Source organism: Picosynechococcus sp. PCC 73109 (assembly GCF_001521855.1).
In the GTDB taxonomy this organism is placed as follows: Bacteria; Cyanobacteriota; Cyanobacteriia; order Cyanobacteriales; family MRBY01; genus MRBY01.
This window is the reverse complement of record NZ_CP013998.1, coordinates 2,032,981-2,058,967: the sequence shown is the minus strand read 5'-3', so window position 1 is coordinate 2,058,967 and position 25,987 is coordinate 2,032,981. Positions and strand designations below refer to the sequence as shown.

The window sequence follows — 25,987 nt, the reverse complement described above, 5'->3', positions numbered from 1 at the left end:
CGATGAAAATTGCGATTATTTCGAGCACCTTTTTGCCTTCCCACGATGGGGTGAGCATCACGCTATTTGAACGTTTAAAAGTCCTATCTGCCCAGGGACATCAGGTGCTCTGTTTTGTTTCCAGTTACCAGGAAGTCGCCGCTATTTATCCCCGTTGGGCTGATTATGTGGGCGATTTGTTTGCAAATGTCGCAATTGTGCCGTTGCCCAGTGTGGCCTGGTTGGGGATTCCCCAGGAACGCAATCCCAAGCGGAGCAGTTTAAGACACATTGAAACCGCATTAGAGGAATTCCAGCCAGATTTGATTCAAGTCGAAGAACCAGAACGGCTTTGGACGACGCTTTTCGCCTTACCGGGGTGGGATTATGCCCAAGCGCGAAATATTCCCTATATCGGCTGTTACCGGACGAATTTTGTCGATTATCTCCAGGACTATGCCCCGGCTTGGTTAATTGGGCCAGCGAAATGGGCCGCTTTAGCCCTAACCCGTCGGCTCTATGGCAAATGTTCTGTCACTCTGGTAGGCAGTCATTTTATTGAACAGCGCCTAAAGCAATGGCAACTAGAAAATGTGGTTTATATGCCCGTGATTGGCCCGCCGAAAATTGCGAATCCCCAAGCCCTAAAACAGACCAATTTTTTTCAGCAGCATTATGGCTTACCAGACCTGGATCAGCGGGTCAAAATTCTTTTTTTGGGGCGACTGTCTCCCGATAAAAATTGGGCTTTTATTCTGAAGCATTTACCGGAACTTGGTCGAGCAAACATTACTGAAAATTTCACACTACTGGTAGCAGGCCGGGGAGAATTAGCAGAGGCGATCGCCGAAAGTGAATTTGCCCAAAGCTTACCGACGGCGATCCTGGGGGAGGTGCCCCACGAGCAGGTGCCAGCCCTCTTAGCGAATGTGGATCTGCATGTGACTGCTTCCCTTAAAGAAACCTTTGGCCGGACGGTGCAAGAATCCCTCTATGTGGGGACGCCCGTTTTAGCCCCGGACTGTGACTGGGCGCGGAATCTGATTAAGCCTGGGGTCAATGGTTGTTTGTTTCAACCTGAAGACGGAGAAGATTTTATTCAGCAATTAGCTCAGTTGATCGACTCTAAAGGCGATCGCCAACGGCTGCAAAACAATATCCAAAAGCAAAACCAAAATCGAGAGGTGCAACTTGATCCCAGTGAACAATGGGTTCGTTATTTAGAAACCCAAATCCGATCAACGGGTTAAATATTCCGGCGTTGGTGTCGAACGTCGTTGCACTTCCCGCCACGTACAGAATAAATTCAGTGAAAACCCAACACCATTGGCAATGAGAGTCGCCATGCCCGCCCCCAAAGCTCCGTAATAGTAAGCCAAAACCACCAGTAACGGCAGATAGAAAAGAAGAATGGCGGTGGCATTATTTCGCAGTGAGATATGGGGCATTTCCATCGCAAACAGGGCTGGTTCAAGCAGATAGTTCCCCATCATCAAAATACCGCCGATAATCAACAAAACTAAGGTGCCATAGGCCGCCGTAAACTCTTCTCCCATCGCGTAGTAGAGTAACCCTTTGCCCCCCAACAAAATGGCAATCAGCAAAATAAAACCAATCCCCTGGAGCACCCGTCCTAGTTTCCACAGCAGCTTTTGAAATTTGCGCCAGCGTCCTTGGGCACTCAAATGGGCCAATTCAGGATAAACCGACTGGGTAAAAATTAAAGCGAGTTCTCGAAACGGCGTCGAAAATTCATAGCCAGCCCGAAATAACGCCACAGCACTGGGGGTCGCCACCGCGCCGACAATCAACGGACTCAGGGTGATCGCCAGCGGTAAAGAAGAGTTCAGATTAGAAACAAAGCAAAATTTTAGAACACGGCGATCGCCAAACAAAAAATCCGGCAAAGACCAATCCAAACGACGCAAAATTTGCTTTTTATGGGCTTGCCACAAACCCAAAGCCAACAGCGAAAGACCATTAAGTGCCTCCCCACACAACCAAGCCAGAAGATAGCCCATCAAAGGAGCATCGAGCCAGAGGGCAATGAGAGTGCCCACAAGACGCGTAAGCGGTGGCACCAATTGTTGGGCCGCGAGTAGATCAAAGCGATCATCGAGTCGCAGTAAACCAATAGGGGTTGAGCCAAGGGTACAAAGCATTAGAATACTGGCCTGCTGCACAGCATGAATCGTCTGCGGCTCCCATCCCACGATTGGCCCGACCCACGGCGCCGCCGCAACAGCAACTAGATACCCCCCCAAAGAACCCAGAAGATCCAGGCCAGTGGTTAATTTAAATAACTCGCATAAACCCTTAGAATCCTTGTTTTTTACATAATCAGCGCCATAACGAATTAACGCTTGCCATGACTGAAAAGTCGTCAAGCCGATCAAAAGCTCAATGTAGGCCCGGAGTAAAATTAACCTCCCAAAAGTCTCAACCCCAAGGGCATGGGCCGTGAGACTGAGATAACAGAAGTTGATGATCGCCGTCAGGATTTGGCCACAGAGCAACCAACTGAAATTTTTTAAGATTTTGCGGAGAATGCGGTCTGCCCAAAAAAATTTAGCCATTGATTCGTGACGGAAAAAAAATTACGGCCTTCACTGTTGAGACCCAAAGGTTTGCCGGGACAACTATAATACAAAAATTCACAAATGTTCCCTGGCCCAATCATGGCGAACCGCAAGGGTTGTAGCCAACATAGCCTGTTTACTCTATTGAAGTTTTGCGTGAACTGCAAGTGTGACCTATGGAAATTTTGTTGCCTTTACTTATCTTCAGCCTTGCCTTTATCTTCGGTAGTTTTCTGGAATATTGGATTCACCGAATTTTCCATGCTTCCCCCAAGCATCCCCTGAAGCGCATTTTTCCTAAACTGGGCCAAGGCCATGCCCAACATCATGTTGGCGGTACTGGTCAGGGTTTTCTTTGGGAGTTTCGCAACTATGTTTTCGGGATTAATGTTGTGATGTTGCCTTTTTTTCTCCATTCTCTGACCCTAGGAATCAGTTGGTTTCTGGGCTGTTTTTTCTACGCGGCCTTTGCTGCCTTCGCCCACCAATTGCAACATGACAACCCGATTAAATGTTTTTGGCTACCGATGCCCGTCCATTACGTTCACCATAAATACAATCAGTGGCACCATAATTTTGGGATCGGTGTTGATTGGTGGGATCGGCTTTTTGGCACCTATCGTCCGATGCCCGCTTGGCTCACAGAAAAGGAACAGCGCACGGCAGACCAGAAATTTTGGCAGATTAAATGGCTCTAGAGAATATGTAGTCTGAGCAGCATTTATTCGGACAAAAAAATGGGCTACTTAGAGCCCATCCATTTCAGATTATTTTCCTAAATTTATGGTGCTAACCCAAGGAGCTTATCAATGGAAAGCATCCAATGATTGCTAAAAACGAGGAGCAATCAGGGCCGGCATTTGCGAGCTTAAACCCATTTGCGCTTGGCGATCGCCATTTTGGGGAAGTTGCTCTGCATACAACGGTAAAGCGGCCCGTACCTTCGAGGCGACCTCAACGGTTTTGAGATCATAGGTAGTCGTTGCCAGTTTTGGATAAAGGCCGATGGCAATAATCGGGGCCAGCAAACAAACTGCCACAAAGATTTCCCGCGGTTTGGCATCTTCCCCCGCCGCAAGGCTGAGTGTAGCCTGGGAGCCTTTGCCGTAGAATACTTCCCGCAGCATTGAAAGCAAGTAAATGGGCGTTAAAATCACCCCAACCGCCGTTAAGAAAATGGCGATCGCCTTAAAGCCATAGCTATAGGCATCACTATTGCTTAAACCGAGGAAGACAGTCAGTTCACTGACGAAACCACTCATCCCTGGCAGTGCCAAAGACGCCATCGCCGCCGCCGTAAACATCGCAAAGGTTTTGGGCATCAACCGCGCAATACCGCTCATTTCGTCCATCATCAAAGTATGGGTGCGTTCATAGGTGACCCCAGACAGGAAGAACAGGGCCGCCGCAATGAAACCATGGGACAACATCTGTAACACGGCACCATTCATTCCCAAATCGGTGAATGAAGCAATCCCAACGAGCACAAAACCCATGTGGGAGATAGAAGACGAAGCCAAACGCCGCTTTAAGTTGGTCTGTCCAAAGGCGGTCAGCGCCCCATAGACAATGTTGACAATCCCTAGAACAATCAGCAGGGGAGCAAAACGAATATGGGCATCCGGCAACATTTCCATGTTTAACCGAATCAAACCATAGCCACCCATTTTTAAGAGCACACCAGCAAGGATCATGGAGACCGGCGCAGACGCTTCACTATGGGCATCCGGTAGCCAAGTGTGGAGCGGGAAAATAGGCAATTTAACGCCAAAGCCAATGAGAAATCCAGCATAGGCCAGTAATTCTAACGCCAGCGGATAATCTTTTAATCCCAGGGCTTGCATATCAAAGGTCACGTCACCGCCATAGAAAGCAAGGGCTAAGGTAGACGCAAGGATGAAAACAGAACCCAGGGCTGTGTAGAGAATAAACTTAGTGGCCGCATAGAGGCGTTTTTTTCCGCCCCAAATGGAAATGAGGAGATACACAGGAACTAGCTCTAATTCCCACATAATAAAGAACAGCAGCAAATCCTGGACGGCAAAAACACCGATTTGCGCACTCAGCATCACGAGGATTAGGCCCGCAAAGAGTTTCGGCTTCTTGGTGACGTTCCAGGCCGCGAGGGTCGCCAAGGTGGTGATCAGGGTCGCCAAAATAATTAAAGGCATTGACAAACCGTCAACGCCTAGGGACCAGTTCAACCCCAATTGGGGAATCCATGCAAAATTTTCAGTGAGTTGAAATTCTGTGCGACCGAGATCGTAGTTTTGCCAAAAAGCAGTGACTAAAAGGGCAAAATCGGTGAGGGCAACGCCTAGGGTATACCAGCGGATGGTTTTACCTTCTTTGTCGGGGATGAGGGGAATGACAAGGGCGGCCAAAAGCGGAAAGGCGATCGCCGTAGTGAGCCACGGGATTTGCAAGCTATCCATAGGACTAGGAAAAAATACTTATTATTGCGTTCGCCTCCGATTATATGAATTTTTGTTACAACCTGCCAAGGGGTTAAAGAAAAAACTTTTTATGGTCATGTTTATTTTTTGTGTTGTCTGTCTATCAGAAGACAGAATCCTGGTTTTGTGATGGAAAAAAGAAAAAAAACAATGCTTTTTTTACATCGAAATTCCCCCAAACAAAAATCCACGGCGAGGCAACTCACCATGGACGATGTGGGCAAAACTTAACATCAGCCGAAACATTAGGGTGACTCTGTGGTGGCCAGTTTGGGAATTTGTAAAACCGGGCGATTCAGAGCAACCACAAGGGCTTCTTCTCCCTGGGGAGAGGTTTCGACTAGGGCAGCGGTGGGTTGCTGATCGGGGTCATTTTTAGCAAAGCGATCAAGGTTAAGGCTCGGCATCTGACCCATAACCCCAGCCACAAAGAGAGCGGCGATCGCCCCACTGCCCCAGAGGGAAAGGGTGCGTAACTGGGAACGACGCAACCGCGCCAATACCCGTTGACCGAGATATTGGGCCGAAATGCTGGTGGGAATGGGCAGCAACTGTAGCGCTTGTTTGAGCTGCCGTAGCTGTTGATATTGCTGTTTGACCTGGGGGTCAGTATCCAGGAGGTGCTGAATTTCCTTGCGTTCTGCTGGGGTGGCCTCCCCATCAAAATAGGCGCTCAGGCGCTGGAACTGCTCAAAATTGTGGCCCATAGGAGTTTCAGAATAGGTGTGGTGTTGGTGAGAAGTGTGTTTTTTTTTCATTTCTAGGTCACCCCCTCTTCAGCGATCGCCATCGGTTTGCCGCTGAGAAAAGCTTTCATTATCTAGTCTGCCAAATAGGGCTGGAGCATTTCCTGTAACTTGGCCCGGGCCCGGGCGATCCTTGACTTGACGGTGCCGAGAGAAACCCCGGTGATTTCTGCAATTTCTTCGTAGGCGAGCCCTTCAATTTCCCGCAGCACGATTGTTGTGCGAAAGACTTCTGGCAGTTCGGCGATCGCCTCCCGTAAATGTTCGTAAAATTCCTGGGTTGCCAGATCATCATCGGGGCTGGGATCATCAGAGGCTACGTCCCAAGCCACTTCTCCATCTTGGGTCTGAAACGGATTGTCCAACGAGAGGGGACGACGAACCCGTTTACGTTTGCGTAGCTCGTCATAGAAGAGGTTTGTAATAATTCGACTCAGCCAACCCTTAAATTTTTGGGGATCATTCAAACGCTGAAGATTGCGATAAACTCGAATCCAAACTTCCTGGGATAAATCAGACCGATCCTGCCAATCCGGAGCGAGGTGGTAGAGGAGTCGATCCACATGGGACTGGTAACGTTTTAATAATTCCACGAAAGCAGCCCGCTCAGGCTTACTACCCGCCTGGCAACGGAGAATTAAATCATAGTTAGAGAGTTTTTCCGGAGACACACCACTTTTGGGAACGACTCCCTGTTGGGAAGGAATGGGGATAGAAAGGGATCGGTTCATGCTCTCTTCACAAAGAACTCATAACGGGACTTCTTCTTGTAAAGACCCTACGGCCCAGAAAAAAGTTCCAGCCCCTAGCTCTAAGTGTCAGCCCCCAGTCCTAGGAAAACACATTCTCTTCCTGTTCAAAGCCCGGTGCATAGCCTTCCAGGAGCTTACTGACCTGGGCTAACATGCTCTTGTCTTGGTTCGGAGAGGCGATCGCCTGGCGCTCAGGGAAAAAGTCCGGTCGGTCTAGATAACGAGACAGGGCAGCATCCACCTGTTCATTAATTAAACCCTGCAATTCCTCACGGGCCTTTTGACGCTGATAATTCGCTCCCTCTTCCGTCGTTGCGTAGAGCGGTGGCAAACGGTTTAGGGCATAGGCCGCAATATCCCCTACATCCAAACTTTGGGTGCTACTCGCCTCGATCTCCGCGACCCGGGCAATGGAGCGGCTAATGACTAGCTCCTCCATGACATTGATGAATTGTTTCCGGGGGACAGCAATCACTTCCCCCGTGAGTAAAGCCCCCATCAGGCGATCTAGCGCCATATATTCCTCAATGGAAAGCTCAGAGGACATATCGCAAATGCGTCCAACTTCCGCTTCCATGCTTGGGGTGAGATAGCCGTCTTTTAAGGCTTGTTCAACAATTTGATCAATACTCATAGGTTTCTTGGAAAATTCCGGGACAAGGGGGCCAATCACTTCACTATCTTTGCGTAAAAATCGGGGAAAAACCACGATTCTCTAAGAAAGTACATCCCATTACTATCATTCCAATTTATAGCAAGGGAATGGGCAATCTTTTTGCTTGACTTACACAGATTTACAAATGTTTTACTTCCCGTACGGGTAATGTAGTTTACTCTAAAGGATTTTTGTCAATTTGCTACTGCTTATTTTGCCGCGACTAACGCCTTTGTTCTAGACACTCATTTCTAGCATCTTCTGAATTGGTTTCAAAGCCGCCGTCGCAATGTCTGGGCTGAGGGTGATTTCCGGGGCTTTATGTTTCATCGCCAGATAGAGTTTTTCTAAGGTGTTAAGGCGCATATGGGGGCATTCATTGCAGGCACAGTTACTGGTAGAAGGGGCCGGAATAAAAGTTTTACTGGGGCTGGCCTTTTCCATTTGATGGATGATGCCTGGTTCGGTGGCGACAATGAAAGTCTGGCTGGCACTATCTTGGGATCGCTTTAGTAGGGCGGTCGTGGAGCCGATAAAGTCAGCATGGTTTAACACAGGGGTTTCGCATTCAGGGTGAGCGAGCACCTCCGCGTTGGGGTGTTCGAGTTTGAGTTCGATGATACGTTTTTCGGAAAAGGTTTCGTGGACAATGCAACTGCCCTGCCAGAGGAGGAGATCCCGTCCGGTTTGTTCACTCACGTAACGACCGAGGTTTTTATCGGGGGCAAAGATGATCGGTTGGTCGGCGGGAATTTGGTTGACGATTTTGACGGCGTTGGAGCTGGTGCAGATGATGTCGCTCATCGCCTTGATCTCGGCGGTGCAGTTGATATAGGAAATGACGATGTGGTCTGGGTGCTTGGCTTTAAATTGGGCAAATTCGGCGGGGGGGCAACTGTCGGCGAGGGAACAACCGGCATCGAGATCGGGCAGAAGCACAAGTTTATTGGGGTTAAGGATTTTTGCGGTTTCTGCCATGAAATGTACCCCAGCGAAGACAATCACTTCGGCATCGGTTTGGGCGGCTTGGCGGGCTAATCCCAGGGAATCACCAATGTAGTCGGCAATGTCTTGAATGTCGTTTTCTTGGTAGTAGTGGGCGAGGATGATGGCGTTGAGGTCTTGTTTGAGATCGGCGATCGCCCCAAAGAGGTCTTGGGGAATGGCGGGTGTTGTCGGGCGGGCAGCGGCAGCAGCAAACATGGTTGTTTTTCCGTGAGAGATGGATCGCGGCAAATATGGAAATTCAGTCTAGCAAGGATTGGCAAGGAGCAAAACTTAGAGGGTGAGCTGGGCAGTGGGGTTAAAAAATTGCCGATAAAGGCCCTCAGTCACCAGGGAAGTACAGATGAGGTTAATGGTCACAATCAAAAAGAGAATCAAAATTTGATAGGAGGCAGCATTAAGCGGATCAATCCCCGATAAGACTTGCCCCGTAAACATCCCCGGCAAACTCACTAAACCTACTACCATCATAGAATTGATCGTCGGGATTAGGCTGGCGCGGATCGCTTCGGTACGGTAGCTGGCGATCGCCTGTTTGGGGGTTGCGCCGAGACAAAGCTGGGTTTCGATTTCCAAACGACTGGTTTTAATCCGACTGCTGAGCCGTTCTCCCGCCAGGGAAGCACTATTCATCGCGTTCCCCAAGACCATCCCTGCCAACGGAATCAAATACTGGGGGTCATACCAAGTTTCCGGCTGCACAATTACCAATAGGGTATACGCCAACGGCACACTGAAACTGATAAAAATCGATCCCCAGATCAACGGCAATTTAACCCGATCATTAATCCGATTTTTCGCGGCGATCGCCGCAATGGTCAACATCACCAAAACAATCCCTAACACCGCCAACGGGTGCGCCAAGGCAAAGACCATTTCCAGGGCATAGCCCACCACCAACAATTGCAAAATTGTCCGTCCCGTTGCGAGTAAAAGCTGCCCCTCTAGTCCCAACTTTTGCCACCGGGCCAGGGCGATCGCCAAGGCAATCAGTCCCAATGCCCAGCCCAAATCTCCCGGATCTAAGGCAATAAATTCACCCATGCGCTTTTTTTTTTCACTCCCATAACCTATAACATTTATATTTACGCTTTTATGCGAATTCCTACCCAAAAAATCACCGTCACCCATGAGCCAAATTCCTCCCGTTGATCTAGGGCGCCAGTATGCAACCATTGCCGATGAAACCAATGCCGCCGTCTTGGAAGTGCTCAGTTCCGGTCGCTATATCGGGGGGACAGCAGTAAGCGAATTTGAAAAACATTTTGCCGCTTATCACCAGGTTGACTCTGCCATCGGCTGCAACTCCGGCACCGATGCCCTTTATCTTGCCCTAAAAGCCCTTGGGATCGGCGTTGGCGATGAAGTGATCACCTCTACTTTTACTTTTATCGCCACCGCAGAAGCCATTGCCATGTGTGGCGCAACCCCTGTCTTTGTTGATATTACCGCCGCAACCTTCAACCTCGATCTCGATCAACTAGAAGCGGCCATTACTTCCCGTACCAAGGCCGTGATCCCCGTTCATTTATTTGGACAACCTGTGGATATGACCCGTCTTGGGGAAATAGCCCAAAAACATAGCCTGCTTATCGTTGAAGATTGTGCCCAGGCCACGGGAGCAAAATGGGGAGATCGCCAGGTGGGAGCCTGGGGAGATGCTGGCTGTTTTAGCTTTTTTCCGACGAAAAATTTAGGAGGTTGTGGCGATGGTGGTGCTGTGACGACCAACAATCCTGATCTCCATGGGCAGATCAAAATGCTCCGGGAACACGGCTCCAAAGTCCGCTACCAACATGAAGTGCTGGGGGTAAATAGTCGGTTAGATGCAGTGCAGGCCACGATTCTCGCCGTTAAATTGCGTCACCTCGACCTTTGGAATCAACAACGTCAGGTGATCGCCCACCGTTACCATGAATTGCTGGCTGGGATCGAAGGCATTCAACTCCCCCAAGCGACCCCTGGTGGAACCCATGTCTGGAACCAATACACGATCCTCGTTCAAGCCGGCGATCGCGATACCCTCCGTAGCCAGCTACAAGCCGAGGGCATCATTGCGATGGTGTACTATCCCAAACCCCTACATCTCCAGCCCGTGTTTGCAACCTTTGGCTACCAATCCGGAGCATTTCCCATTGCTGAGCAATGTTCTCACCAGGTGCTGTCTTTGCCTATGTTCCCCGACCTCAGCATCCCAGAACAAGAACAAGTGGCCACAACCCTCAAGCGTTTATTGGCGGCTTAACAACGCGGTAATACCGATCAGTCAAAAAATAAAAAAGCCCAGAGAGTCAACGTTGTGACCATCTAAGCCTCCGTACACATTTTTAGTTTGTCCGACCAAAGCCAACTTCTATTTAGGGGCAACCATTTCCTTAAACTGTTTACCAGCAGAAAATGCGGGCACTGTGGTTGCTGGAATTTGCATTTTTTCGTTGGTCTTGGGATTGCGACCTTCTCTCGCTTTGCGGTGGCGGGGTTCAAAGGAGCCAAAACCGACGAGGGTTACTTTGTCACCATTGGCAACGGTTTCCATGATTGCCTCTACGGTGGCACTAATCACAGAATCTGCCTGCTTTTTGCTGATACCAGCTTTCTCAGCGACTAAATCGACTAATTCGCCTTTATTCATTAAAAATCTCCTGAATTTTAGATATTGTGAGAAGTATAGGTAAAAAAACCAGGCAAAACAAGAATCCCAGAAGAGATATTTTGCACTGTTGCGGGTCAAACTTATTCTTGTTGCAAGGTTTTCCTGCATTATTCTAAGCGTTCTTTGCTCAATATGGATCGCTGAAAGCATTAATTTACATAGATTTCAACAATTTTTCCGTTTCAAAACTTTAAAAACAGAACAAGGGAGAGCAAATTTGTCAGAGAACGCCAAAATAATTGCTGCCTAGACTTGATTTTTCTCAGATTTGTGGCTGTCGGACAGGGACGGAGTCTCCGTTGAGGTGAGGGACACGGGTAATGGTTTTGTTTTGAGGTAAAGATTATCGAGCAGTACAGCGGCTCCCGCAACCCAGGGTGGCACAATCACCGCGCCTAAAATTCCCAGCACCTGGGCCCCTCCTAAAACCGCCAACAACTGATAAAGCGGGTTCACTTTGACCGAAGAACCGACTAATAACGGATCTAATACATAGGTTTCGAGGTTTTGGATCAAGGTAAAAAGCAGTAGGACGGATAAAAATGTCCATCCTCCCTGGGCGATCGCCACAATCAAAGCCGGCACAGCACCTAGCACAGGCCCAAAAAACGGAATTAAATTTGTCACCGCCGCGATCACCCCCAAACCGAGGGCTAATTCTGAAATCCCCAGCAGCCTCAGGCCAATGGTGATGACAATGCCGAGAATCCCCGAAACCACGATCCGACCTTGAATATAACTTCCCATCCGCTCGCTCATGGGCTGTACCTGTTCCAGAAGTTGTTCATCCCAGGGGGCCGGAAAAAGACTGACAAAGCCTTTAATTAATTTGTCAGAACCAGACAGCATATAACCAGAGAGCATAAACGCTAGAATCAAGCTTAAAATGCCCCCAATGACCCCCCGCGTAATGCCGTAGGAACGAATCAGCAGCTCTTGGGAAGAACGGAAGGCCCAGGCTGTCAACGCTTGCAAATCAAAAAGACGGTTCAATTGTTCTAAAACTTGCGGCTCTGTCATGCCCAAGCGCACGGCCCAGGATTGAACCAAAACCCCAACAATTTCTAAATATAGGGGTAGCTTCCGGATCAACTTTTGAATTTGATCAACTACTGTAGGGCCAATGAGTAAAACTACCCCCGTGAGAATTGAGATCAAGCCGAGGTACACACCGATCACTGCCAGCCAGCGGGGCACCCGGAAAGATTCAGCGATGGTAATCACTGGTGCAAGGGTCGCTGCAATGACGACGGCAATCATGAGCACAACCAGCAGACTACGTAATTGCCAGAGTAAAAATAGCAATAGCACTGCCCCGACAATCAACAGCAGCGTTGAAAAAGATACTGTAATTTTCCGCTCAGACATACTGAATTTTGCTATTGGTCAGAATTGTTCCCATTGTCGGGGCAAAGTTGCTTGAATGTCACACAAAAGCTATTTTTCTTTCGAACAATATGCCGTTAATACGCAACTAGCCAAGAAATTATTTTTAGAGATTTAAGTGCCCACTTTTCGGGGAGCGCCCACCACTTCTGCAAAGGCAAAATCTGGGGCGGCGAGAACAAACACGGTGCTTGGTAAGTTCTGGGCCCGTTGGGAAAGGCTTTTGTAATAATCCTGGAAATCGGCGGGCTCGTGAGGGCGGGCCATGCCAAGGAAAACAAGATCTGCACTCGCAGAGGATTGGTACAGGATATCTTCAAAGGAGCGATCGCCAGCAATAATAACCATTGGTTCTGCTTTGATGCGAGCACTACTAATCAGGGACTCCAGGTTTAAACGGGCGGCCTGGGCGGCTGTCTCGTCTTGCACGACAAGTTTGAGGTAAATCTGGGCACTGCGCCACCGGATATCGGTACGGAGCAAATAAGCCAGCATCAGCATTAAGCCGCCATTGCTCTGAACCCCACCCCACCAGATATCAATCCGTTTTTTACGACCAAAAACCCGCTCTGGATTTTCATGGAAGATAATAATATTGCGTTGGGCAATGTGAACCTGCTGCAAAAGATGACAGTAGGCGGCAAATCGTTCAGGTGATTCTGTACTGCCCAGCAAAACCGTGTTGGGGGTTAAGTCCCCTAGGCCATAGGTTTCAATTAAATTTAAGGCGCCAACAAAGGGATCATCGGCGGTACTGAGGCGCACCAAGGCTTTTACACCCCGTTTGGCCAAATAATCGCGGATTGTGGTTTCCATTTTCACCTGTTGGCCAGGGTCACGGGAACCTTCGGGGAGCACTGTGGCCACCGTCATCAAGGCCCGATTGTGACTAAAACCATCTGCTAACTCGATTAAAGACCAACGTTTTCGGGGTGCCCCAGAAAGCACCAGGAGGTGAGGCCGCCAGTTTTTGCTATCTTCAGCTCCCGCCACTTGATAAATCGCTTTACTAATCAGGGCCATCCACAAACCACGCCGAACATCTCCCCAGGTGACTTGGAGTTCCCGCCGCTGTAGCCAGAAGTAAATGATCGTCACGATCAAAGCGGCAACGACCGTGGCGATCGCATTGATTAAAAACATCACCCCAAGGCAGCCCACAGCCCCCAACAGAGAAAGCGCCCAGTGCACCCGGAAGGTCGGTCGGAAGGAAGGACTTTGGAGGAGCGTTTCAATACCGGCGGAAATATTGAGGACAAGATAGGTGGTCAAGAAAAACATCGTCAACACCGGCGCAATGATGTTGAGATCACCAATACAAACAGCGGCGATCGCCACCCCCAAGGTGACAATGGTGCCAATACGCGGCTCATCCTCCGACCCACTACCAGATCCCAGAAAACCTAACCATGGCGGCAACACGCCATCCCGAGCGAGGGCTTGTAAAACCCTAGGAGCACCGAGGATGCTTCCAATTGCGCTACTGAGCGTTGCTCCCCAGACCCCCAATAAAATCGCTGGCCCCCAAACAGACAAGCGTTGCATCACCAGGGGATCCTCAATGAGGCTGGCTGTATCTCCCCGTTGGGCCAACAGCAAAGGAATGAGCATGTAAATAACATAGCCAGTACCCACGGCAGCCAGAGTACCAATGGGAATTGCTTTAATGGGATCCTTGAGATCACCGGACATATTTACGCCAGACATAATCCCCGTAACTGCCGGGAAAAATACTGCGAAAACTGTCCAAAAGGGGACTGTCACCTCAGCGCTAGAACCCCATAGGAGAATATCTCCAGCTTCGGGCAAGGGGCGACCCAGCACCAGGGAAACAAGAGAAAGGGCGATCGCCGCCATAATGAAGTATTGGGCTTTAATAGCAATGCTGGCGGATGTAAGGGCTAAAACTCCCACCAAAATCGTCACAATCAAAGCCACATAAAGCTGATTTAAGCCGCCAAAAACTTGGACAACACTCTCTGCGAAACCAATGGTGTAGAGGGCCACCGAAAAGGCCTGGGCGAAATACAACGGGATTCCCACCGCCCCTCCAGTTTCTAGTCCCAAAGAGCGACTAATCATGTAGTAAGCGCCCCCCACACGAACCACCTTATCCGTGGCGATCGCACAAATCGAAAGGGCCGTTAAAAAGGTAATGGCATTGGCGAGGGTAACAATGGCGAGGGAGCCTAACAATCCTGCATTACCCACAACCCAACCAAACCGGAGATACATGATCACCCCAAGGATGGTCAAAATAGAAGGGGTGTAGACCCCCCCAAACATTCCTAACCCAGATTTTTTCTCACTCGCCATAAAAATTCTAAGCTTGCCAAGTTTGTGTCCAGCATAGCGTTATTTTTTCCTTCCTTTGTGCAGAAACAAACTATTTCCGCCTTTTCTAGGATATTTGGCCCATTGTCCTAGGGTTTTTTCATCGCAAAGCAAAAACCCCCTGCCTAAAAGACAAGGGGTGAGATTTTAGCAGGTTAATTTTCAGAAGAACTTAATTAACCAAACTTACCTGACGTCGAGGCAATCAGGAAGGCCGCGTAGGTGAGGACGTAACCCACCGTGAAGTGAGCTAAACCAACCAAACGAGCCTGAACGATGGAGAGCGCAACGGGCTTGTCCTTCCAACGAACAATGTTCGCCAGGGGAGTGCGCTCGTGGGCCCAAACGATGGTTTCGATCAGCTCTTGCCAGTAACCACGCCAAGAGATGAGGAACATGAAACCAGTTGCCCAAACAAGGTGTCCGAAGAGGAACATCCAAGCCCAGACGGAGAGATTGTTTACACCGTAAGGGTTGTAGCCGTTGATCAACTGTGCGGAGTTCGCCCAGAGGTAGTCACGGAACCAGCCCATCAGGTAGGTGGAGTTTTCGTTGAACTGAGCAACGTTACCTTGCCAAATGCCGAGGTGCTTCCAGTGCCAGTAGAAGGTCAACCAGCCCAGGGTGTTCAGCATCCAGAACATTGCGAGGTAGAAGGCATCCCAAGCGGAGATATCACAAGTACCGCCACGACCGGGGCCATCACAGGGGAAGCTGTAGCCGAAGTCTTTCTTATCGGGCATCAGCTTAGAACCACGGGCATCCAACGCACCTTTCACAAGAATGAGAGTGGTGGTGTGGAGACCGAGGGCGATCGCATGGTGAACGAGGAAGTCACCAGGACCAATGTTGAGGAAGAGAGAGTTAGAACCGCTGTTGATGGCATCTAACCAGCCGGGAAGATAAGCCGCACTTGCATTGGAAGCGATGCTATCAGCGTTGGAAAGAAGTACATCAAAGCCGTAGAGTGCTTTACCAGAAGCCGCTTGGACAAACTGAGCAAAGACGGGTTCGATGAGGATTTGCTTTTCGGGTGTACCGAAGGCAACCACTACATCGTTGTGGACATAGAGTCCGAGGGTGTGGAAACCGAGGAAGAGAGATACCCAGCTAAGGTGGGAGATCAAGGCTTCCTTGTGCTCCAGCATGCGATAAAGAACGTTGTCTTTGTTCGCTTCGGGATCGTAGTCACGGACGAAGAAGATCGCACCGTGGGCAAACGCACCGACCATCAAGAAACCAGCGATGTACTGGTGGTGGGTGTACAGTGCTGCCTGGGTAGTGTAATCCTTGGCGATGAACGCGTAGGAAGGCAGAGAGTACATGTGCTGTGCAACCAAGGAGGTGATTACACCCAAGGATGCAAGCGCCAGACCCAACTGGAAGTGGAGGGAGTTGTTGACGGTATCGTAAAGACCTTTGTGGCCGGCACCAAGCTTACCGCTGGGGGGCTGGTGGGCATTGAGGATCTCTTTGATGCTGTGACCAATCCCGAACTTGGTGCGATACATGTGACCCGCGATGATAAACAGCACGGCGATCGCCAAGTGGTGGTGGGCAATATCAGTCAACCAGAGAGACTCCGTTTGGGGGTGGAAACCACCAAGGAAGGTCAGAATCGCAGTACCTGCACCTTGGGATGTGCCAAACACATGACCCGCAGTATCAGGGTTTTGCGCATACACACCCCAGTTCCCAGTGAAGAAGGGCATCAAACCAGCGGGGTGAGGCTTCACAGAAAGGAAGTTATCCCAGCCAACATGAACACCGCGAGACTCAGGAATTGCAACGTGTACGAGGTGACCTGTCCAAGCCAAAGAACTGACACCAAACAAACCAGCTAAGTGGTGGTTGAGGCGAGATTCAGCATCCTTGAACCACGCAAGACTAGGACGGAACTTGGGTTGCAAGTGCAGCCAGCCTGCGAACAAAAACAGAGAAGAGAGGATCAGAAGGAATACTGCGCCTTGGTAGAGGTCAGCATTGGTGGTCATCCCAATGGTGTAGAACCAATGGTAAACCCCAGAATATGCAATGTTTACAGGGTTAGAAGCGCCCGCTTGGGTAAAGGCATCAATTGCACCTTGACCAAAGTGGGGATCCCAGATCGCATGGGCGATGGGACGGACGTTCAGGGGATCTTTGATCCACTGCTCGAAATTGCCTTGCCAAGCAACGTGGAAGAGGGTGCCGGAAGTCCACAGAAAGATGATTGCGAGGTGACCGAAGTGGGAAGCAAAGATCTTTTGGTAAAGATTCTCCTCAGTCATCCCGTCGTGGGTCTCGAAATCATGTGCTGTAGCGATTCCGTACCAAATCCGACGCGTAGTGGGATCTTGAGCAAGGTCTTGGCTAAATTTTGGAAATTTAGTTGCCATAACTATGCTTGAGGTTCTCCTCGTTAAACAAATGAGGGTGAGGTCTTCAAATGTAACCTCTGTATTTTCCCGCAGGGAAAGATACTAGGAGCCAATTGGGAGGGAAGGTGAATCGAGTGAAATACAACTCTTACAACTCCCCCTGAAATTGGCGATCGGTAAACCATTTCAGAGTTAACCGATGGACAAGCTTCTCGCTAGGAAGAAGGCCCAGGTTGTCACGATCCCACCGAGGAGATAGTGAGCAACACCAACCGCACGACCTTGAACGATGCTCAAAGCACGGGGTTGAATCGCAGGAGCCAACTTGAGCTTATTGTGTGCCCAAACGATGGACTCGATGAGTTCTTGCCAATAGCCACGTCCACTGAAGAGGAACATGAGACTGAAGGCAAACACAAAGTGACCCGCCAGGAACATGATGCCGTAAGCCGACAGTGCAGAACCGTAGGAGTTGATCACCTGAGAAGACTGTGCCCAGAGGAAGTCACGGAGCCAGCCGTTAATGGTAATTGCGCTTGTGGCAAAGTTACCACCAGTGACGTGGGATACGCTACCGTCTGGGAGGATTGTGCCCCAAACATCGGATTGCATCTTCCAGCTAAAGTGGAAAATTACGATGGAGAGGGAGTTGTACATCCAGAACAGGCCAAGGAAGACATGGTCCCAACCAGAAACTTGGCAAGTACCACCACGACCAGGACCGTCACAGGGGAAGCGGAAGCCCAGTTGACCCTTATCGGGTACGAGACGGGAGCTGCGGGAATAGAGAAGACCCTTCAGCAGAATAAGTACAGTGACGTGGATGGTAAACGCATGGATATGGTGAACCATGAAGTCAGCAGTACCGAGGGTGATGGGCATCAGGGCAACTTTGTTGCCGATTGCCACTACATCACCACCGAAAACTTGACTCGCAGAGGCGATCGCATTGGGAGCGGTGCCACCGGGAGCAAGGGTATGGATGTTTTGAATCCACTGCGCGAAGATAGGCTGCAACTGAATCGCAGAATCAGAGAACATATCTTGGGGACGACCCAACGCACGCATGGTGTCATTGTGAATGTAGAGACCAAAGCTGTGGAAGCCAAGGAAAATACAAACCCAGTTGAGGTGAGAAATAATCGCGTCACGGTGACGAATTACGCGGTCTAAGAGGTTGTTAACGTTCTTAGCGGGATCGTAATCGCGAACCATGAAAATTGCGCCGTGGGCACCAGCACCAACAATGAGGAAGCCGCCAATCCAAGTGTGGTGAGTGAACAGAGACAGCTGAGTGCCGTAATCTGTTGCCATGTAAGGATAGGGAGGCATGGAGTACATGTGGTGCGCGATGACGATGGTTAAAGAACCAAGCAGCGCGAGGTTAACCGCCAATTGAGCGTGCCAAGAGGTGGTTAGAATTTCGTAAAGACCTTTGTGACCTTCGCCAGTGAAAGGGCCTTTGTGGGCTTCGAGGATCTCTTTCATGCTGTGGCCAATACCGAAACCAGTCCGGTACATGTGACCCGCGATGATGAAGAGAACAGCGATCGCCAAATGGTGGTGAGCCACATCAGAAAGCCAGAGGCTACCAGTAGTGGGATTCAAGCCACCCTTAAAGGTTAAGAAATCAGAGTATGCAGCCCAATCTAAGGTAAAGAAAGGCTTCAGACCCTGGGCAAAGCTGGGATACAGTTCCGCCATTACCGAAGCATCAAAGAACTCGTGGGGTAAAGGAATATCCTTTGCAGCCACACCAGAATCTAGGAGCTTGTTTACCGGTAAAGAAACGTGGATCAAGTGGCCAGTCCAGCCCAAAGAACCACAACCTAACAATACGGATAGGTGGTGATTCATCATGGCTTCAGCATTCTGGAACCATTCCAGTTTCGGAGCTGCTTTATGGTAGTGGAACCAACCGGCAAACACCATTAGGGCTGCCATAACAAGACCGCCAATGGCAGTCACATAGAGCTGATAAGAGTTGGTAAAACCAGCAGCACGCCAGAGGTAAAACAGACCAGAGGTAATTTGAATACCGCTGAAGCCGCCACCGACGTCTCCGTTCAGAATGCCTTGACCCACAACGGGCCAAACCACTTGTGCACTTGGCTTAATAACAGTGGGGTTATTTAACCAAGCTTCATAGTTAGAAAATTTTGCGCCATGGAAGTACATGCCGCTGAGCCAAACAAAGACTACAGCAAGGTGACCGAAGTGGGCGCTAAAGATTTTGCGCGAAATATCTTCAAGATCACTTGTTTGGCTATCGAAATCATGTGCATCAGCATGGAGGTTCCAAATCCAGGTGGTGGTTTTTGGACCCCGTGCCAGAGTTCGGTCAAAGTGACCCGGTTTGCCCCACTTCTCAAAGGAAGTTGGTACCGGATCCTTATCAACCTTTACTGCCATGAGGATTCTCCTCTCTAGACAATCGACGTAATAAAGGTTCTATCTAAATAGATGTATTCAAATAGATAAGCTGTGAGCGAATCACCAGCTTGCAAGGTTTCCAGTGATTTAGGACTGCTCTAAAACCCATTGGGCAAAAAGCATTGATGTAAATGATAGGGCCTACTTTCCAAGGATGTTGGGGGACATTAACAATATTTAAAACTCCCTGAAATCATTACGGCACAATGGCTGAAATCAATTGAATTCCGCCGAAAAACTGAAAACTCAAACGGTTTTTTGTAACAAAAAGCAATGTAACGTTACCTTTCATTATGGTGAAGTTCTCTGGCGATCGCCCCCAGAGACGACGGTTATGATTCCAAGGGGGTCCCTTCGTCTTCCACAAAACCCAATATGAAGACCAAGGCTAAGTGAAATAATGGTTGTTGGCGATCGCCTTAAGTCGTTTTTGTCACGCATCTCAAACCTGTTCTCCGTAGACCTCTCCCCTCAAATGCGGAGCTATGCTACCCTGATAAGGTTGTTTAAAACTCGCACATCTGGGATTCTTTCGGGTGTTTCGCACAGATGAAATGTCCCCAGATGAAGGTTTAACCCGAAAAGGAGTAAACAGAATATGCCCGTTGTATCTCTCGCTGAGCTACTAGAATCTGGTGTCCACTTTGGGCACCAAACCCGCCGCTGGAACCCCAGAATGGCACCTTACATCTACACATCCCGTAACGGTGTCCACATCATTGACCTGGTTCAAACTGCGCAACTCGTTGAACAAGCCTACACCTACATGAAGGAAGCTTCCGAAAACGGTAAGCACGTCCTTTTTGTCGGCACCAAACGTCAGGCCGCTGGCATCATTGCCCAAGAAGCAAAACGCTGTGGCGCTTTCTACATCAACCAGCGTTGGCTGGGGGGAATGCTCACCAACTGGGAAACCATCAAGACCCGTGTTGAGCGCCTCAAAGAATTAGAAGCCCTCGAAGAAAGCGGTAACCTTGCTCGCCGTCCGAAAAAAGAAGCTTCCATGCTTCGTCGCGAACTGGACAAGCTGCAAAAATACCTCGGCGGCATTAAGAATATGCGCAAAATTCCTGACATTGTGGTGATCATTGACCAACGTCGGGAGCACAATGCCATCCAAGAATGCCAAAAATTAGGGATTCCCATTGTTTCTCTCCTAGATACCAACTGCGATCCCCAAACCGTTGATTTGCCAATTCCGGCTAACGACGATGCAATTCGTTCTATTAAATTGATTGTGGGTAAATTGGCCGATGCAATTTATGCTGGTCGCCACGGTCAGCCCGTTGATGATAACGGTGACTACGGAGACTTCGATGAAGCAATCGATGAGTACGCCGATGAGACCGATGCATCTGAGTCTGAATAAGCGTAATATCTTCTTGAATTGACCTGATAATTTTTTGGTGAACAGCAACATGGCACAAATTTCTGCAAAGCTTGTCAAGGAACTGCGCGATAAAACTGGCGCAGGGATGATGGATTGCAAAAAAGCGCTTGGTGAAACCAATGGGGACATCACTAAAGCGATTGAGTGGCTCCGTCAGAAAGGGATTACCTCTGCTGAGAAAAAAGCAGGTCGGGTAGCAGCCGAAGGACTGATCGAAAGCTATATTCACACCGGCGGTGGCATTGGTGTTCTCGTAGAAGTGAACTGCGAAACGGATTTCGTTGCCCGTGGTGATATCTTCAAAGATCTGGCCAAAGGGATTGCGATGCAAATCGCTGCTTGTCCTAATGTTCAGTATGTGAAAGTCGATGACATTCCGACTGAAATTGCCGACAAAGAGCGTGAAATTGAAATGGGTCGCGATGACCTGGCCGGTAAACCCGATAATATCAAAGAAAAGATTGTTGAAGGCCGCATTGCTAAGCGCCTAAAAGAGCTTTCTTTGATGGATCAGCCCTACATCCGTGATCAGAATATGACGGTTGAAGAGCTTGTGAAGCAGTCGATCGCCACCATTGGTGAAAATATCCAAATTCGTCGTTTCCAACGGTTCGTCCTGGGCGAAGGCATTGAGAAAAAAGAAGAAGACTTCGCCGCAGAAGTCGCTGCGCAAATGGGTCAATAGGAACTTTAATTTCTGATTTGATTGTGTGTGCTTAAATATTGTCCCGCCTTCTCCATGTTATGGGGGAGGTTTTTTCTATGGTTGATGGTCAAGGTTTGCCTGGGCATTACGTTGCCACATGGCTGGTTTAATACGCCGCAGCGCCGATCCTGTGAGTCTTTGATCCCATTCTGTTTCGGATAAGGTGGCAAGTTCGGCTAACTTTGGCGCACGATGTTTGGGGTAAGGCTGAAAATCTTCAATATTGGTGGGTTGGGCAAAGCGCTGGTTCCAGGGGCAGACATCCTGACAGATATCACAACCTGCCACCCAATTTTGTAGGTGTGGGGCAATGTGAGGGGGCAGTTGTTCGGCTCGATTTTCGATGGTGTGATAGGCGATGCAACGGTTCGCATCAACGGTAAAGGGAGCGGCGATCGCCCCGGTTGGACAAGCCTCAATACAACGGGTACAGGTACCACAATGCTTTGTATGGGGCTGATCCGGCGTCAAAGCTAAAGTGGTGAGGACTTCCCCCAAAAAGACCCAACTACCGTACTCTCTGGTAATGACATTGCTATTTTTGGCAATCCAACCGAGGCCAGCTCGTTCTGCCCAAACCTTATCCTGGACAGGCCCGGTATCCACATAGAAACGGTGATGTTCCTCCGGAAATTCGTTGGTAAGCCACTGGCAGAAAGCTTTTAGACGTTTGCCTAAGACACGATGGTAATCTCGGCCCCAGCCGTATCGGGAAATTTTGCCTATGCCTGGTGCCTCAGAATGGGCATGGGGTGTGTAATAGTTGAGGGCCACACAAATGACCGACTGCACCCCTGGTAAACAAGCTTGGATATCCTGGCGTTTCGGGTTAGCCATCCAGGCCATTTCCGCCTGATACCCTGCCGCCAACCAAGCTTGTAACTGCTGTTGATTGTGAGCATTGTCCACGGTAGCATCGGCAATGCCCACCAAATGAAATCCTAAACTTAGAGCATAATTTTTGACCAGGACAGTCCTATCTGTTTGCAACTGCGACATTTTGAACAATTTGATGAATCTCCGCCAAGGCGCTTTTTAACCGACCAGACCAGAACGAAGGGCACGCACAGCAGCCTGGGTACGGTCATCGGCACAAAGCTTATTGAGAATATTGCGGACATGGGTTTTAACGGTACCCACGGTGATAAATAAATGCTCGGCAATTTCGGAGTTGCTGCAACCATCAACAATCAATTGGAGTACTTCCAATTCTCGATCCGTTAGGGGACAGCTTTCTAGGAGTTGTTGATCTTCTGGGGAAGTCGCTTGAATCGTAACTGTAGAGCCAGAAAGGGATTCTCCCCCTTGCACTTGATTGAGGACAATGCGGGCGATCGCCGGATCAATCCAACTATTGCCTGAGTCTGTCGTTTTGACCGCCTCTACCAAGTGATCAAACGTAATATCCTTCATACAATAGGAATCAGCCCCTGCCGCAAAGGCCGCTAAAACAGCCGCATCATCATCCTGCAACGTCAAAATCAAAACCTTTGTTTGCGCCTCGTGGGACTGATCCTTGAGCTTTTCCTGTTTCAAAATTCGGGTCAACTCAATCCCATCAAGCTCAGGCAAACCAATATCCACAATCGCTAAATCAGGATGAATCTCTTCTAACAAACGCAATCCATCCGCTCCATTGGCCGCCTCTGCTAAAAGTTCAATGTCCGCACATTGTTGTAGAGAAGTTCTTAGCCCGATGCGCGTTAAATCATGATCTTCAATTAGAACAACCCGAATTTTTTTCATGGTTTTCCCGGAGACTTTCCAAAATATAGCATGATCGATATACATTTATATGCAGTGAATCTTCAAGCCCTCCTTGTAAAAACCGTGTTAGAACAATCCGTAATCACCTCGACCCTCCTCCTTACATTGCTCTTGATGGTCGGTCTGTTTTTCTTCATTCGCGCTTCCATCAAAGATCGCACCGAACAAGTAGAGCTATTGGCAAAAGAGCCTGAAGAATCCATCTTTGAGCGTCTCCAAACCTACTTCGAACAGCGAGCCTATCGGATTACCACCGTTGATGGTGTCAATAACATTGTCACCTATGAAGGCTTTGTTCCTCCCAGTGGCTTTATTGCTGTTTTTTTAAGCCTATTAGCAGCCCTCGGTTTAGTTTGTATTGCCCTGGTCTTAGCACTGCTCTATCCCAATATTGGCTTTGCTTTCCTTGGTATTTGTCTCCTGGCTCCCTTGGCAGGTCTCTTTTACTGGCGTAAGGCAGGGAAGGTAGAAAAAGTTATTTTACAGATCACCACACAAACACCGATTACTGAGACTCCCACCCAATTAATTACGGTGACCGCCCACCGGGATGAGTTGATCCAACTGCGTCAGGTGATGCCTTACCAGCTCCATGAAGCTTAGGAAATGTCCCCAACAAAACCAATTAAGCCATCCATTAAAACCATGGCAAAAACGCGACAAAAATAGCCCCGACCCGAAAATGGGTGGGACTAGGGAGTATTGAAATTGATAGAAGGGGATTAGAGATCACCTAAACGTTAGGTTAAGTGATATATTTTTGAAGGAACTTTAAGCTTTGCTAGAAACAGTCGCTTTTTCAGATACTTCCTCATCGGCGTTGCTACAAAGCACCCGTAGACTGGGGAATAAAAAGTGATTCTCCTCTACATATTGGGCACCAAATAATCCTTTTTCTGCCCAAAAGTACCGATCAGTGGTATGCTCATTACGCTTAACTACAACGACTGCTGGGGGCATAATCCCATTCGCAGCGATATGCTTGCGGGCTGCAGTCACGGGTTTGTCATCACCGCTTTCGATATTATATTGTGGGACAATCTCTAAAATTTTTCTTCCTTCTTGCCGACGTCGACTCTTGCGTTTACGCTTTCTTGCCAACCCAGTACCTCCTCTTCTTTACTTTTTTAGAACAGCTGTAACAGGAGTTACAGAATGTCGAGCAAAGTATATCGGCTCCATTGAAAAAAATCAAGTGAAAATTGACTGGTTTTCACGATGAGTTGGATTTTTTGTATTAAGAAATCTACTACAATCCAATGAAGGTAGGCGATCAATCCAAAAGTGAAAAAAGAATTAAGTTTTTTGTCAAAACCCCTGATTTATCAAGGTTTCCTGGGAAATATCCCCTAGGGATTGCGGCTTGGGAGGATGAAATTCATGACGACATTACCGCAACTGTTGCCAGTTAGCCCAGAGTATTTGTCCCTGTGCCAAGGGCAGTTGCAATTGTTAGCCCAAGGCGTTGGGGCAGAGTGGGGGATTGTTTATTTGGCCCAGCCAGATCAAGAGAATCAAGAAATTACGCTCCAACCCATTAGTGCCTTTCCCGATCGTTTGCTGGCGGCGGGGAGGCAGGGGTCAACGGAGATGGCAACGATGGTTCTGGATCAAGAGGAATGGCTTGATGTCTCGATGGGTGAGGAAGCGGCTGCTTTGCCGGATGATCTTGTTGGTTTGTTGGGGGAACCGGCTCGGGCATTTCCCCTGTGGCATGGTGATTTAATTTTGGGAATTTTAGCGACGGGACGCCGGGATCGGGGTTGGCGATCGCCAGAGGTGACCCAGATTGAATTGATCGCCGAAAGTTTAGTGCTGGCCTGTGTGTTGGATCAGCAAAAGAGTTGGGCAACGGAACGGCTCACCCAACAGCAACATCTCCAGGCCCTAGAGCAAGAGCATTTCCATGATCTGCTACACCAGCTCCGTAATCCAACGATGGCGATCAGTACCTTTGGTAAGTTGTTGTTGAAGCGATTGCTGCCGACGGAGAAAAATTATCCGGTCGCTGAAGGCATTGTCCGGGAAAGCGATCGCCTAAAGGGATTGCTCACCCAATTTAGTGAAGAGGTGGATCTCTTAACGGCCCAAATTCCCCAGTTGGAGGGAGGGCCAAGTTTGGCTTTACCGCCCAATGGTGAACCGAGTTTTGCCCCAGACCGTTCCCTCTCCGTAGAACCGTTACCCGTAGCAGAAGTGGTACTTCCCCTCGTCGCTTCCCTGGGGGCGATCGCCACCGAGCGGGGAATCACTCTAAATTATGGGTTGCCAGAACCGTCTCCTTGGGTCTTGGGGAATCACACGGCCCTGATGGAAGTTTTGAATAATCTTTTAGAAAATGCGCTGAAATATACACCATCCGGGGGACAAGTGTTCTTGCAGGTAGAAGCCCAGGCTCAGGAACTCACCATTGCTGTCCATGATACGGGCTACGGCATTCCCTCGGCAGATTTGCCCCATGTCTTTGAACGCCATTACCGGGGAGTGCAGGCGGAAAGTGCCATTGAAGGTACTGGGCTGGGGTTGGCGATCGCCGCTGATCTTGTGGGAAAAATGGCCGGGGACATTGAAGTATATAGCCCAACCATTGGCTTACCCCATACCGAAGCTCTCCCCGGTAGCACTTTTATGTTGTGGCTTAAAGTCGCGTCAAATCCTCATCAAGTTACCTCTGCTGAGCTTCCCCAAGGCAATTGATTTGATTATTTAATTTTTGAGATTTAGAATGCTGTTTTTGCATTAAGCAACTTTTCGGTATTGCAGACAATTTCCCAGTACAGTGGGGA

Annotated in this window: 22 protein-coding genes; 7 read left to right on the top strand and 15 right to left on the bottom strand. The window is 49.1% G+C overall.

Annotated features, from left to right (window positions below; all coding sequences use genetic code 11):
* Positions 1 to 2 precede the first annotated feature (2 nt).
* On the top strand, positions 3 to 1,229 hold the full coding sequence (locus AWQ23_RS09915) for a glycosyltransferase (RefSeq protein WP_062434944.1): 1,227 nt from the start codon (positions 3 to 5) through the stop codon (positions 1,227 to 1,229).
* Here the strand turns inward: AWQ23_RS09915 and AWQ23_RS09910 are convergent.
* Positions 1,218 to 2,555: a lipopolysaccharide biosynthesis protein gene (locus AWQ23_RS09910; RefSeq protein ID WP_012307585.1), complete on the bottom strand. Its 1,338-nt coding sequence runs from the start codon at positions 2,553 to 2,555 to the stop codon at positions 1,218 to 1,220. The genes AWQ23_RS09915 and AWQ23_RS09910 overlap by 12 nt on opposite strands.
* Before the next feature lie 179 nt (positions 2,556 to 2,734).
* On the opposite strand from AWQ23_RS09910, the gene AWQ23_RS09905 reads away from it, so the two are divergent.
* The gene (locus tag AWQ23_RS09905; RefSeq protein ID WP_062434941.1) at positions 2,735 to 3,256 is read left to right on the top strand and encodes a sterol desaturase family protein; all 522 of its coding nucleotides are present in this window, start codon (positions 2,735 to 2,737) and stop codon (positions 3,254 to 3,256) included.
* 132 nt (positions 3,257 to 3,388) lie between these two features.
* On the opposite strand, the gene AWQ23_RS09900 is transcribed toward AWQ23_RS09905, so the two are convergent.
* The 6 genes from AWQ23_RS09900 to AWQ23_RS09875 form a co-directional block, all read right to left on the bottom strand.
* The gene (locus AWQ23_RS09900; protein ID WP_062434938.1) at positions 3,389 to 4,993 is read right to left on the bottom strand and encodes an NAD(P)H-quinone oxidoreductase subunit 4; all 1,605 of its coding nucleotides are present in this window, start codon (positions 4,991 to 4,993) and stop codon (positions 3,389 to 3,391) included.
* A 266-nt stretch (positions 4,994 to 5,259) separates the two neighbouring features.
* Positions 5,260 to 5,721 carry an anti-sigma factor gene (locus AWQ23_RS09895; RefSeq protein ID WP_198158639.1) on the bottom strand — a complete coding sequence of 154 codons (462 nt, stop codon included), beginning with the start codon at positions 5,719 to 5,721 and terminating at the stop codon, positions 5,260 to 5,262.
* A 113-nt stretch (positions 5,722 to 5,834) separates the two neighbouring features.
* Complete coding sequence (locus AWQ23_RS09890; protein WP_012307580.1) at positions 5,835 to 6,491, bottom strand: sigma-70 family RNA polymerase sigma factor; 657 nt, start codon at positions 6,489 to 6,491, stop codon at positions 5,835 to 5,837.
* Positions 6,492 to 6,591: 100 nt separating this feature from the next.
* On the bottom strand, positions 6,592 to 7,146 hold the full coding sequence (locus AWQ23_RS09885) for a late competence development ComFB family protein (protein WP_030006461.1): 555 nt from the start codon (positions 7,144 to 7,146) through the stop codon (positions 6,592 to 6,594).
* A 258-nt stretch (positions 7,147 to 7,404) separates the two neighbouring features.
* Positions 7,405 to 8,370, bottom strand: coding sequence for a quinolinate synthase NadA (gene nadA / locus AWQ23_RS09880; RefSeq protein WP_062434931.1), 966 nt, complete (start codon positions 8,368 to 8,370; stop codon positions 7,405 to 7,407).
* A 75-nt stretch (positions 8,371 to 8,445) separates the two neighbouring features.
* Positions 8,446 to 9,216: an ABC transporter permease gene (locus AWQ23_RS09875; protein WP_030006459.1), complete on the bottom strand. Its 771-nt coding sequence runs from the start codon at positions 9,214 to 9,216 to the stop codon at positions 8,446 to 8,448.
* Between the two features lie 85 nt (positions 9,217 to 9,301).
* Between AWQ23_RS09875 and AWQ23_RS09870 the strand changes: the two genes are divergently transcribed.
* The gene (locus AWQ23_RS09870; protein ID WP_062434928.1) at positions 9,302 to 10,417 is read left to right on the top strand and encodes a DegT/DnrJ/EryC1/StrS aminotransferase family protein; all 1,116 of its coding nucleotides are present in this window, start codon (positions 9,302 to 9,304) and stop codon (positions 10,415 to 10,417) included.
* A 108-nt stretch (positions 10,418 to 10,525) separates the two neighbouring features.
* On the opposite strand, the gene AWQ23_RS09865 is transcribed toward AWQ23_RS09870, so the two are convergent.
* From AWQ23_RS09865 to psaA, 5 genes are all read right to left on the bottom strand, one after another.
* Positions 10,526 to 10,804: an HU family DNA-binding protein gene (locus tag AWQ23_RS09865; protein ID WP_012307575.1), complete on the bottom strand. Its 279-nt coding sequence runs from the start codon at positions 10,802 to 10,804 to the stop codon at positions 10,526 to 10,528.
* A 267-nt stretch (positions 10,805 to 11,071) separates the two neighbouring features.
* Positions 11,072 to 12,193 (bottom strand): AI-2E family transporter, encoded by a 1,122-nt coding sequence (locus AWQ23_RS09860; RefSeq protein ID WP_062434925.1) that lies wholly within the window; start codon positions 12,191 to 12,193, stop codon positions 11,072 to 11,074.
* Between the two features lie 132 nt (positions 12,194 to 12,325).
* A complete protein-coding gene (locus AWQ23_RS09855) occupies positions 12,326 to 14,527 on the bottom strand; it encodes an amino acid permease (RefSeq protein WP_062434923.1) in 2,202 nt (733 codons plus the stop codon).
* A gap of 194 nt (positions 14,528 to 14,721) precedes the next feature.
* Positions 14,722 to 16,923 (bottom strand): photosystem I core protein PsaB, encoded by a 2,202-nt coding sequence (gene psaB, locus AWQ23_RS09850; protein ID WP_012307572.1) that lies wholly within the window; start codon positions 16,921 to 16,923, stop codon positions 14,722 to 14,724.
* A 174-nt stretch (positions 16,924 to 17,097) separates the two neighbouring features.
* Positions 17,098 to 19,317: a photosystem I core protein PsaA gene (gene psaA, locus AWQ23_RS09845; protein ID WP_012307571.1), complete on the bottom strand. Its 2,220-nt coding sequence runs from the start codon at positions 19,315 to 19,317 to the stop codon at positions 17,098 to 17,100.
* A gap of 619 nt (positions 19,318 to 19,936) precedes the next feature.
* On the opposite strand from psaA, the gene rpsB reads away from it, so the two are divergent.
* Positions 19,937 to 20,707: a 30S ribosomal protein S2 gene (gene rpsB / locus AWQ23_RS09840; RefSeq protein WP_012307569.1), complete on the top strand. Its 771-nt coding sequence runs from the start codon at positions 19,937 to 19,939 to the stop codon at positions 20,705 to 20,707.
* Between the two features lie 49 nt (positions 20,708 to 20,756).
* The gene (gene tsf / locus AWQ23_RS09835; protein ID WP_012307568.1) at positions 20,757 to 21,413 is read left to right on the top strand and encodes a translation elongation factor Ts; all 657 of its coding nucleotides are present in this window, start codon (positions 20,757 to 20,759) and stop codon (positions 21,411 to 21,413) included.
* A gap of 75 nt (positions 21,414 to 21,488) precedes the next feature.
* On the opposite strand, the gene queG is transcribed toward tsf, so the two are convergent.
* Together queG and AWQ23_RS09825 are read right to left on the bottom strand one after the other, a co-directional pair.
* Positions 21,489 to 22,433 (bottom strand): tRNA epoxyqueuosine(34) reductase QueG, encoded by a 945-nt coding sequence (gene queG / locus AWQ23_RS09830; RefSeq protein ID WP_062434920.1) that lies wholly within the window; start codon positions 22,431 to 22,433, stop codon positions 21,489 to 21,491.
* 36 nt (positions 22,434 to 22,469) lie between these two features.
* Positions 22,470 to 23,180 carry a response regulator transcription factor gene (locus tag AWQ23_RS09825; protein WP_030006454.1) on the bottom strand — a complete coding sequence of 237 codons (711 nt, stop codon included), beginning with the start codon at positions 23,178 to 23,180 and terminating at the stop codon, positions 22,470 to 22,472.
* 30 nt (positions 23,181 to 23,210) lie between these two features.
* Here AWQ23_RS09825 and AWQ23_RS09820 point away from each other — a divergent pair, with 30 nt between their 5' ends.
* Positions 23,211 to 23,804 carry a cofactor assembly of complex C subunit B gene (locus tag AWQ23_RS09820; protein ID WP_030006453.1) on the top strand — a complete coding sequence of 198 codons (594 nt, stop codon included), beginning with the start codon at positions 23,211 to 23,213 and terminating at the stop codon, positions 23,802 to 23,804.
* 168 nt (positions 23,805 to 23,972) lie between these two features.
* Here the strand turns inward: AWQ23_RS09820 and AWQ23_RS09815 are convergent, their stop codons facing one another.
* Positions 23,973 to 24,302: a DUF3155 domain-containing protein gene (locus AWQ23_RS09815; RefSeq protein WP_030006452.1), complete on the bottom strand. Its 330-nt coding sequence runs from the start codon at positions 24,300 to 24,302 to the stop codon at positions 23,973 to 23,975.
* Between the two features lie 279 nt (positions 24,303 to 24,581).
* Here AWQ23_RS09815 and AWQ23_RS09810 point away from each other — a divergent pair, with 279 nt between their 5' ends.
* Positions 24,582 to 25,898 carry a cell wall metabolism sensor histidine kinase WalK gene (locus AWQ23_RS09810; protein WP_062436623.1) on the top strand — a complete coding sequence of 439 codons (1,317 nt, stop codon included), beginning with the start codon at positions 24,582 to 24,584 and terminating at the stop codon, positions 25,896 to 25,898.
* Positions 25,899 to 25,987 lie beyond the last annotated feature (89 nt).

What these genes read in the sequence shown, in the direction of transcription:
- AWQ23_RS09860 (WP_062434925.1), bottom strand. Translation starts at nt 12,193, where the DNA reads ATGTCTGAGCGGAAAATTACAGTATCTTTTTCAACGCTGCTGTTGATT.
- queG (WP_062434920.1), bottom strand. Translation starts at nt 22,433, where the DNA reads ATGTCGCAGTTGCAAACAGATAGGACTGTCCTGGTCAAAAATTATGCT.
- AWQ23_RS09900 (WP_062434938.1), bottom strand. Translation starts at nt 4,993, where the DNA reads ATGGATAGCTTGCAAATCCCGTGGCTCACTACGGCGATCGCCTTTCCG.
- AWQ23_RS09915 (WP_062434944.1), top strand. Translation starts at nt 3, where the DNA reads ATGAAAATTGCGATTATTTCGAGCACCTTTTTGCCTTCCCACGATGGG.
- AWQ23_RS09870 (WP_062434928.1), top strand. Translation starts at nt 9,302, where the DNA reads ATGAGCCAAATTCCTCCCGTTGATCTAGGGCGCCAGTATGCAACCATT.
- AWQ23_RS09820 (WP_030006453.1), top strand. Translation starts at nt 23,211, where the DNA reads ATGATCGATATACATTTATATGCAGTGAATCTTCAAGCCCTCCTTGTA.
- AWQ23_RS09875 (WP_030006459.1), bottom strand. Translation starts at nt 9,216, where the DNA reads ATGGGTGAATTTATTGCCTTAGATCCGGGAGATTTGGGCTGGGCATTG.
- AWQ23_RS09810 (WP_062436623.1), top strand. Translation starts at nt 24,582, where the DNA reads ATGACGACATTACCGCAACTGTTGCCAGTTAGCCCAGAGTATTTGTCC.
- AWQ23_RS09855 (WP_062434923.1), bottom strand. Translation starts at nt 14,527, where the DNA reads ATGGCGAGTGAGAAAAAATCTGGGTTAGGAATGTTTGGGGGGGTCTAC.
- psaA (WP_012307571.1), bottom strand. Translation starts at nt 19,317, where the DNA reads ATGGCAGTAAAGGTTGATAAGGATCCGGTACCAACTTCCTTTGAGAAG.
- tsf (WP_012307568.1), top strand. Translation starts at nt 20,757, where the DNA reads ATGGCACAAATTTCTGCAAAGCTTGTCAAGGAACTGCGCGATAAAACT.
- AWQ23_RS09825 (WP_030006454.1), bottom strand. Translation starts at nt 23,180, where the DNA reads ATGAAAAAAATTCGGGTTGTTCTAATTGAAGATCATGATTTAACGCGC.
- AWQ23_RS09895 (WP_198158639.1), bottom strand. Translation starts at nt 5,721, where the DNA reads ATGGGCCACAATTTTGAGCAGTTCCAGCGCCTGAGCGCCTATTTTGAT.
- AWQ23_RS09910 (WP_012307585.1), bottom strand. Translation starts at nt 2,555, where the DNA reads ATGGCTAAATTTTTTTGGGCAGACCGCATTCTCCGCAAAATCTTAAAA.
- AWQ23_RS09890 (WP_012307580.1), bottom strand. Translation starts at nt 6,491, where the DNA reads ATGAACCGATCCCTTTCTATCCCCATTCCTTCCCAACAGGGAGTCGTT.
- AWQ23_RS09865 (WP_012307575.1), bottom strand. Translation starts at nt 10,804, where the DNA reads ATGAATAAAGGCGAATTAGTCGATTTAGTCGCTGAGAAAGCTGGTATC.
- psaB (WP_012307572.1), bottom strand. Translation starts at nt 16,923, where the DNA reads ATGGCAACTAAATTTCCAAAATTTAGCCAAGACCTTGCTCAAGATCCC.
- nadA (WP_062434931.1), bottom strand. Translation starts at nt 8,370, where the DNA reads ATGTTTGCTGCTGCCGCTGCCCGCCCGACAACACCCGCCATTCCCCAA.
- AWQ23_RS09905 (WP_062434941.1), top strand. Translation starts at nt 2,735, where the DNA reads ATGGAAATTTTGTTGCCTTTACTTATCTTCAGCCTTGCCTTTATCTTC.
- AWQ23_RS09885 (WP_030006461.1), bottom strand. Translation starts at nt 7,146, where the DNA reads ATGAGTATTGATCAAATTGTTGAACAAGCCTTAAAAGACGGCTATCTC.
- rpsB (WP_012307569.1), top strand. Translation starts at nt 19,937, where the DNA reads ATGCCCGTTGTATCTCTCGCTGAGCTACTAGAATCTGGTGTCCACTTT.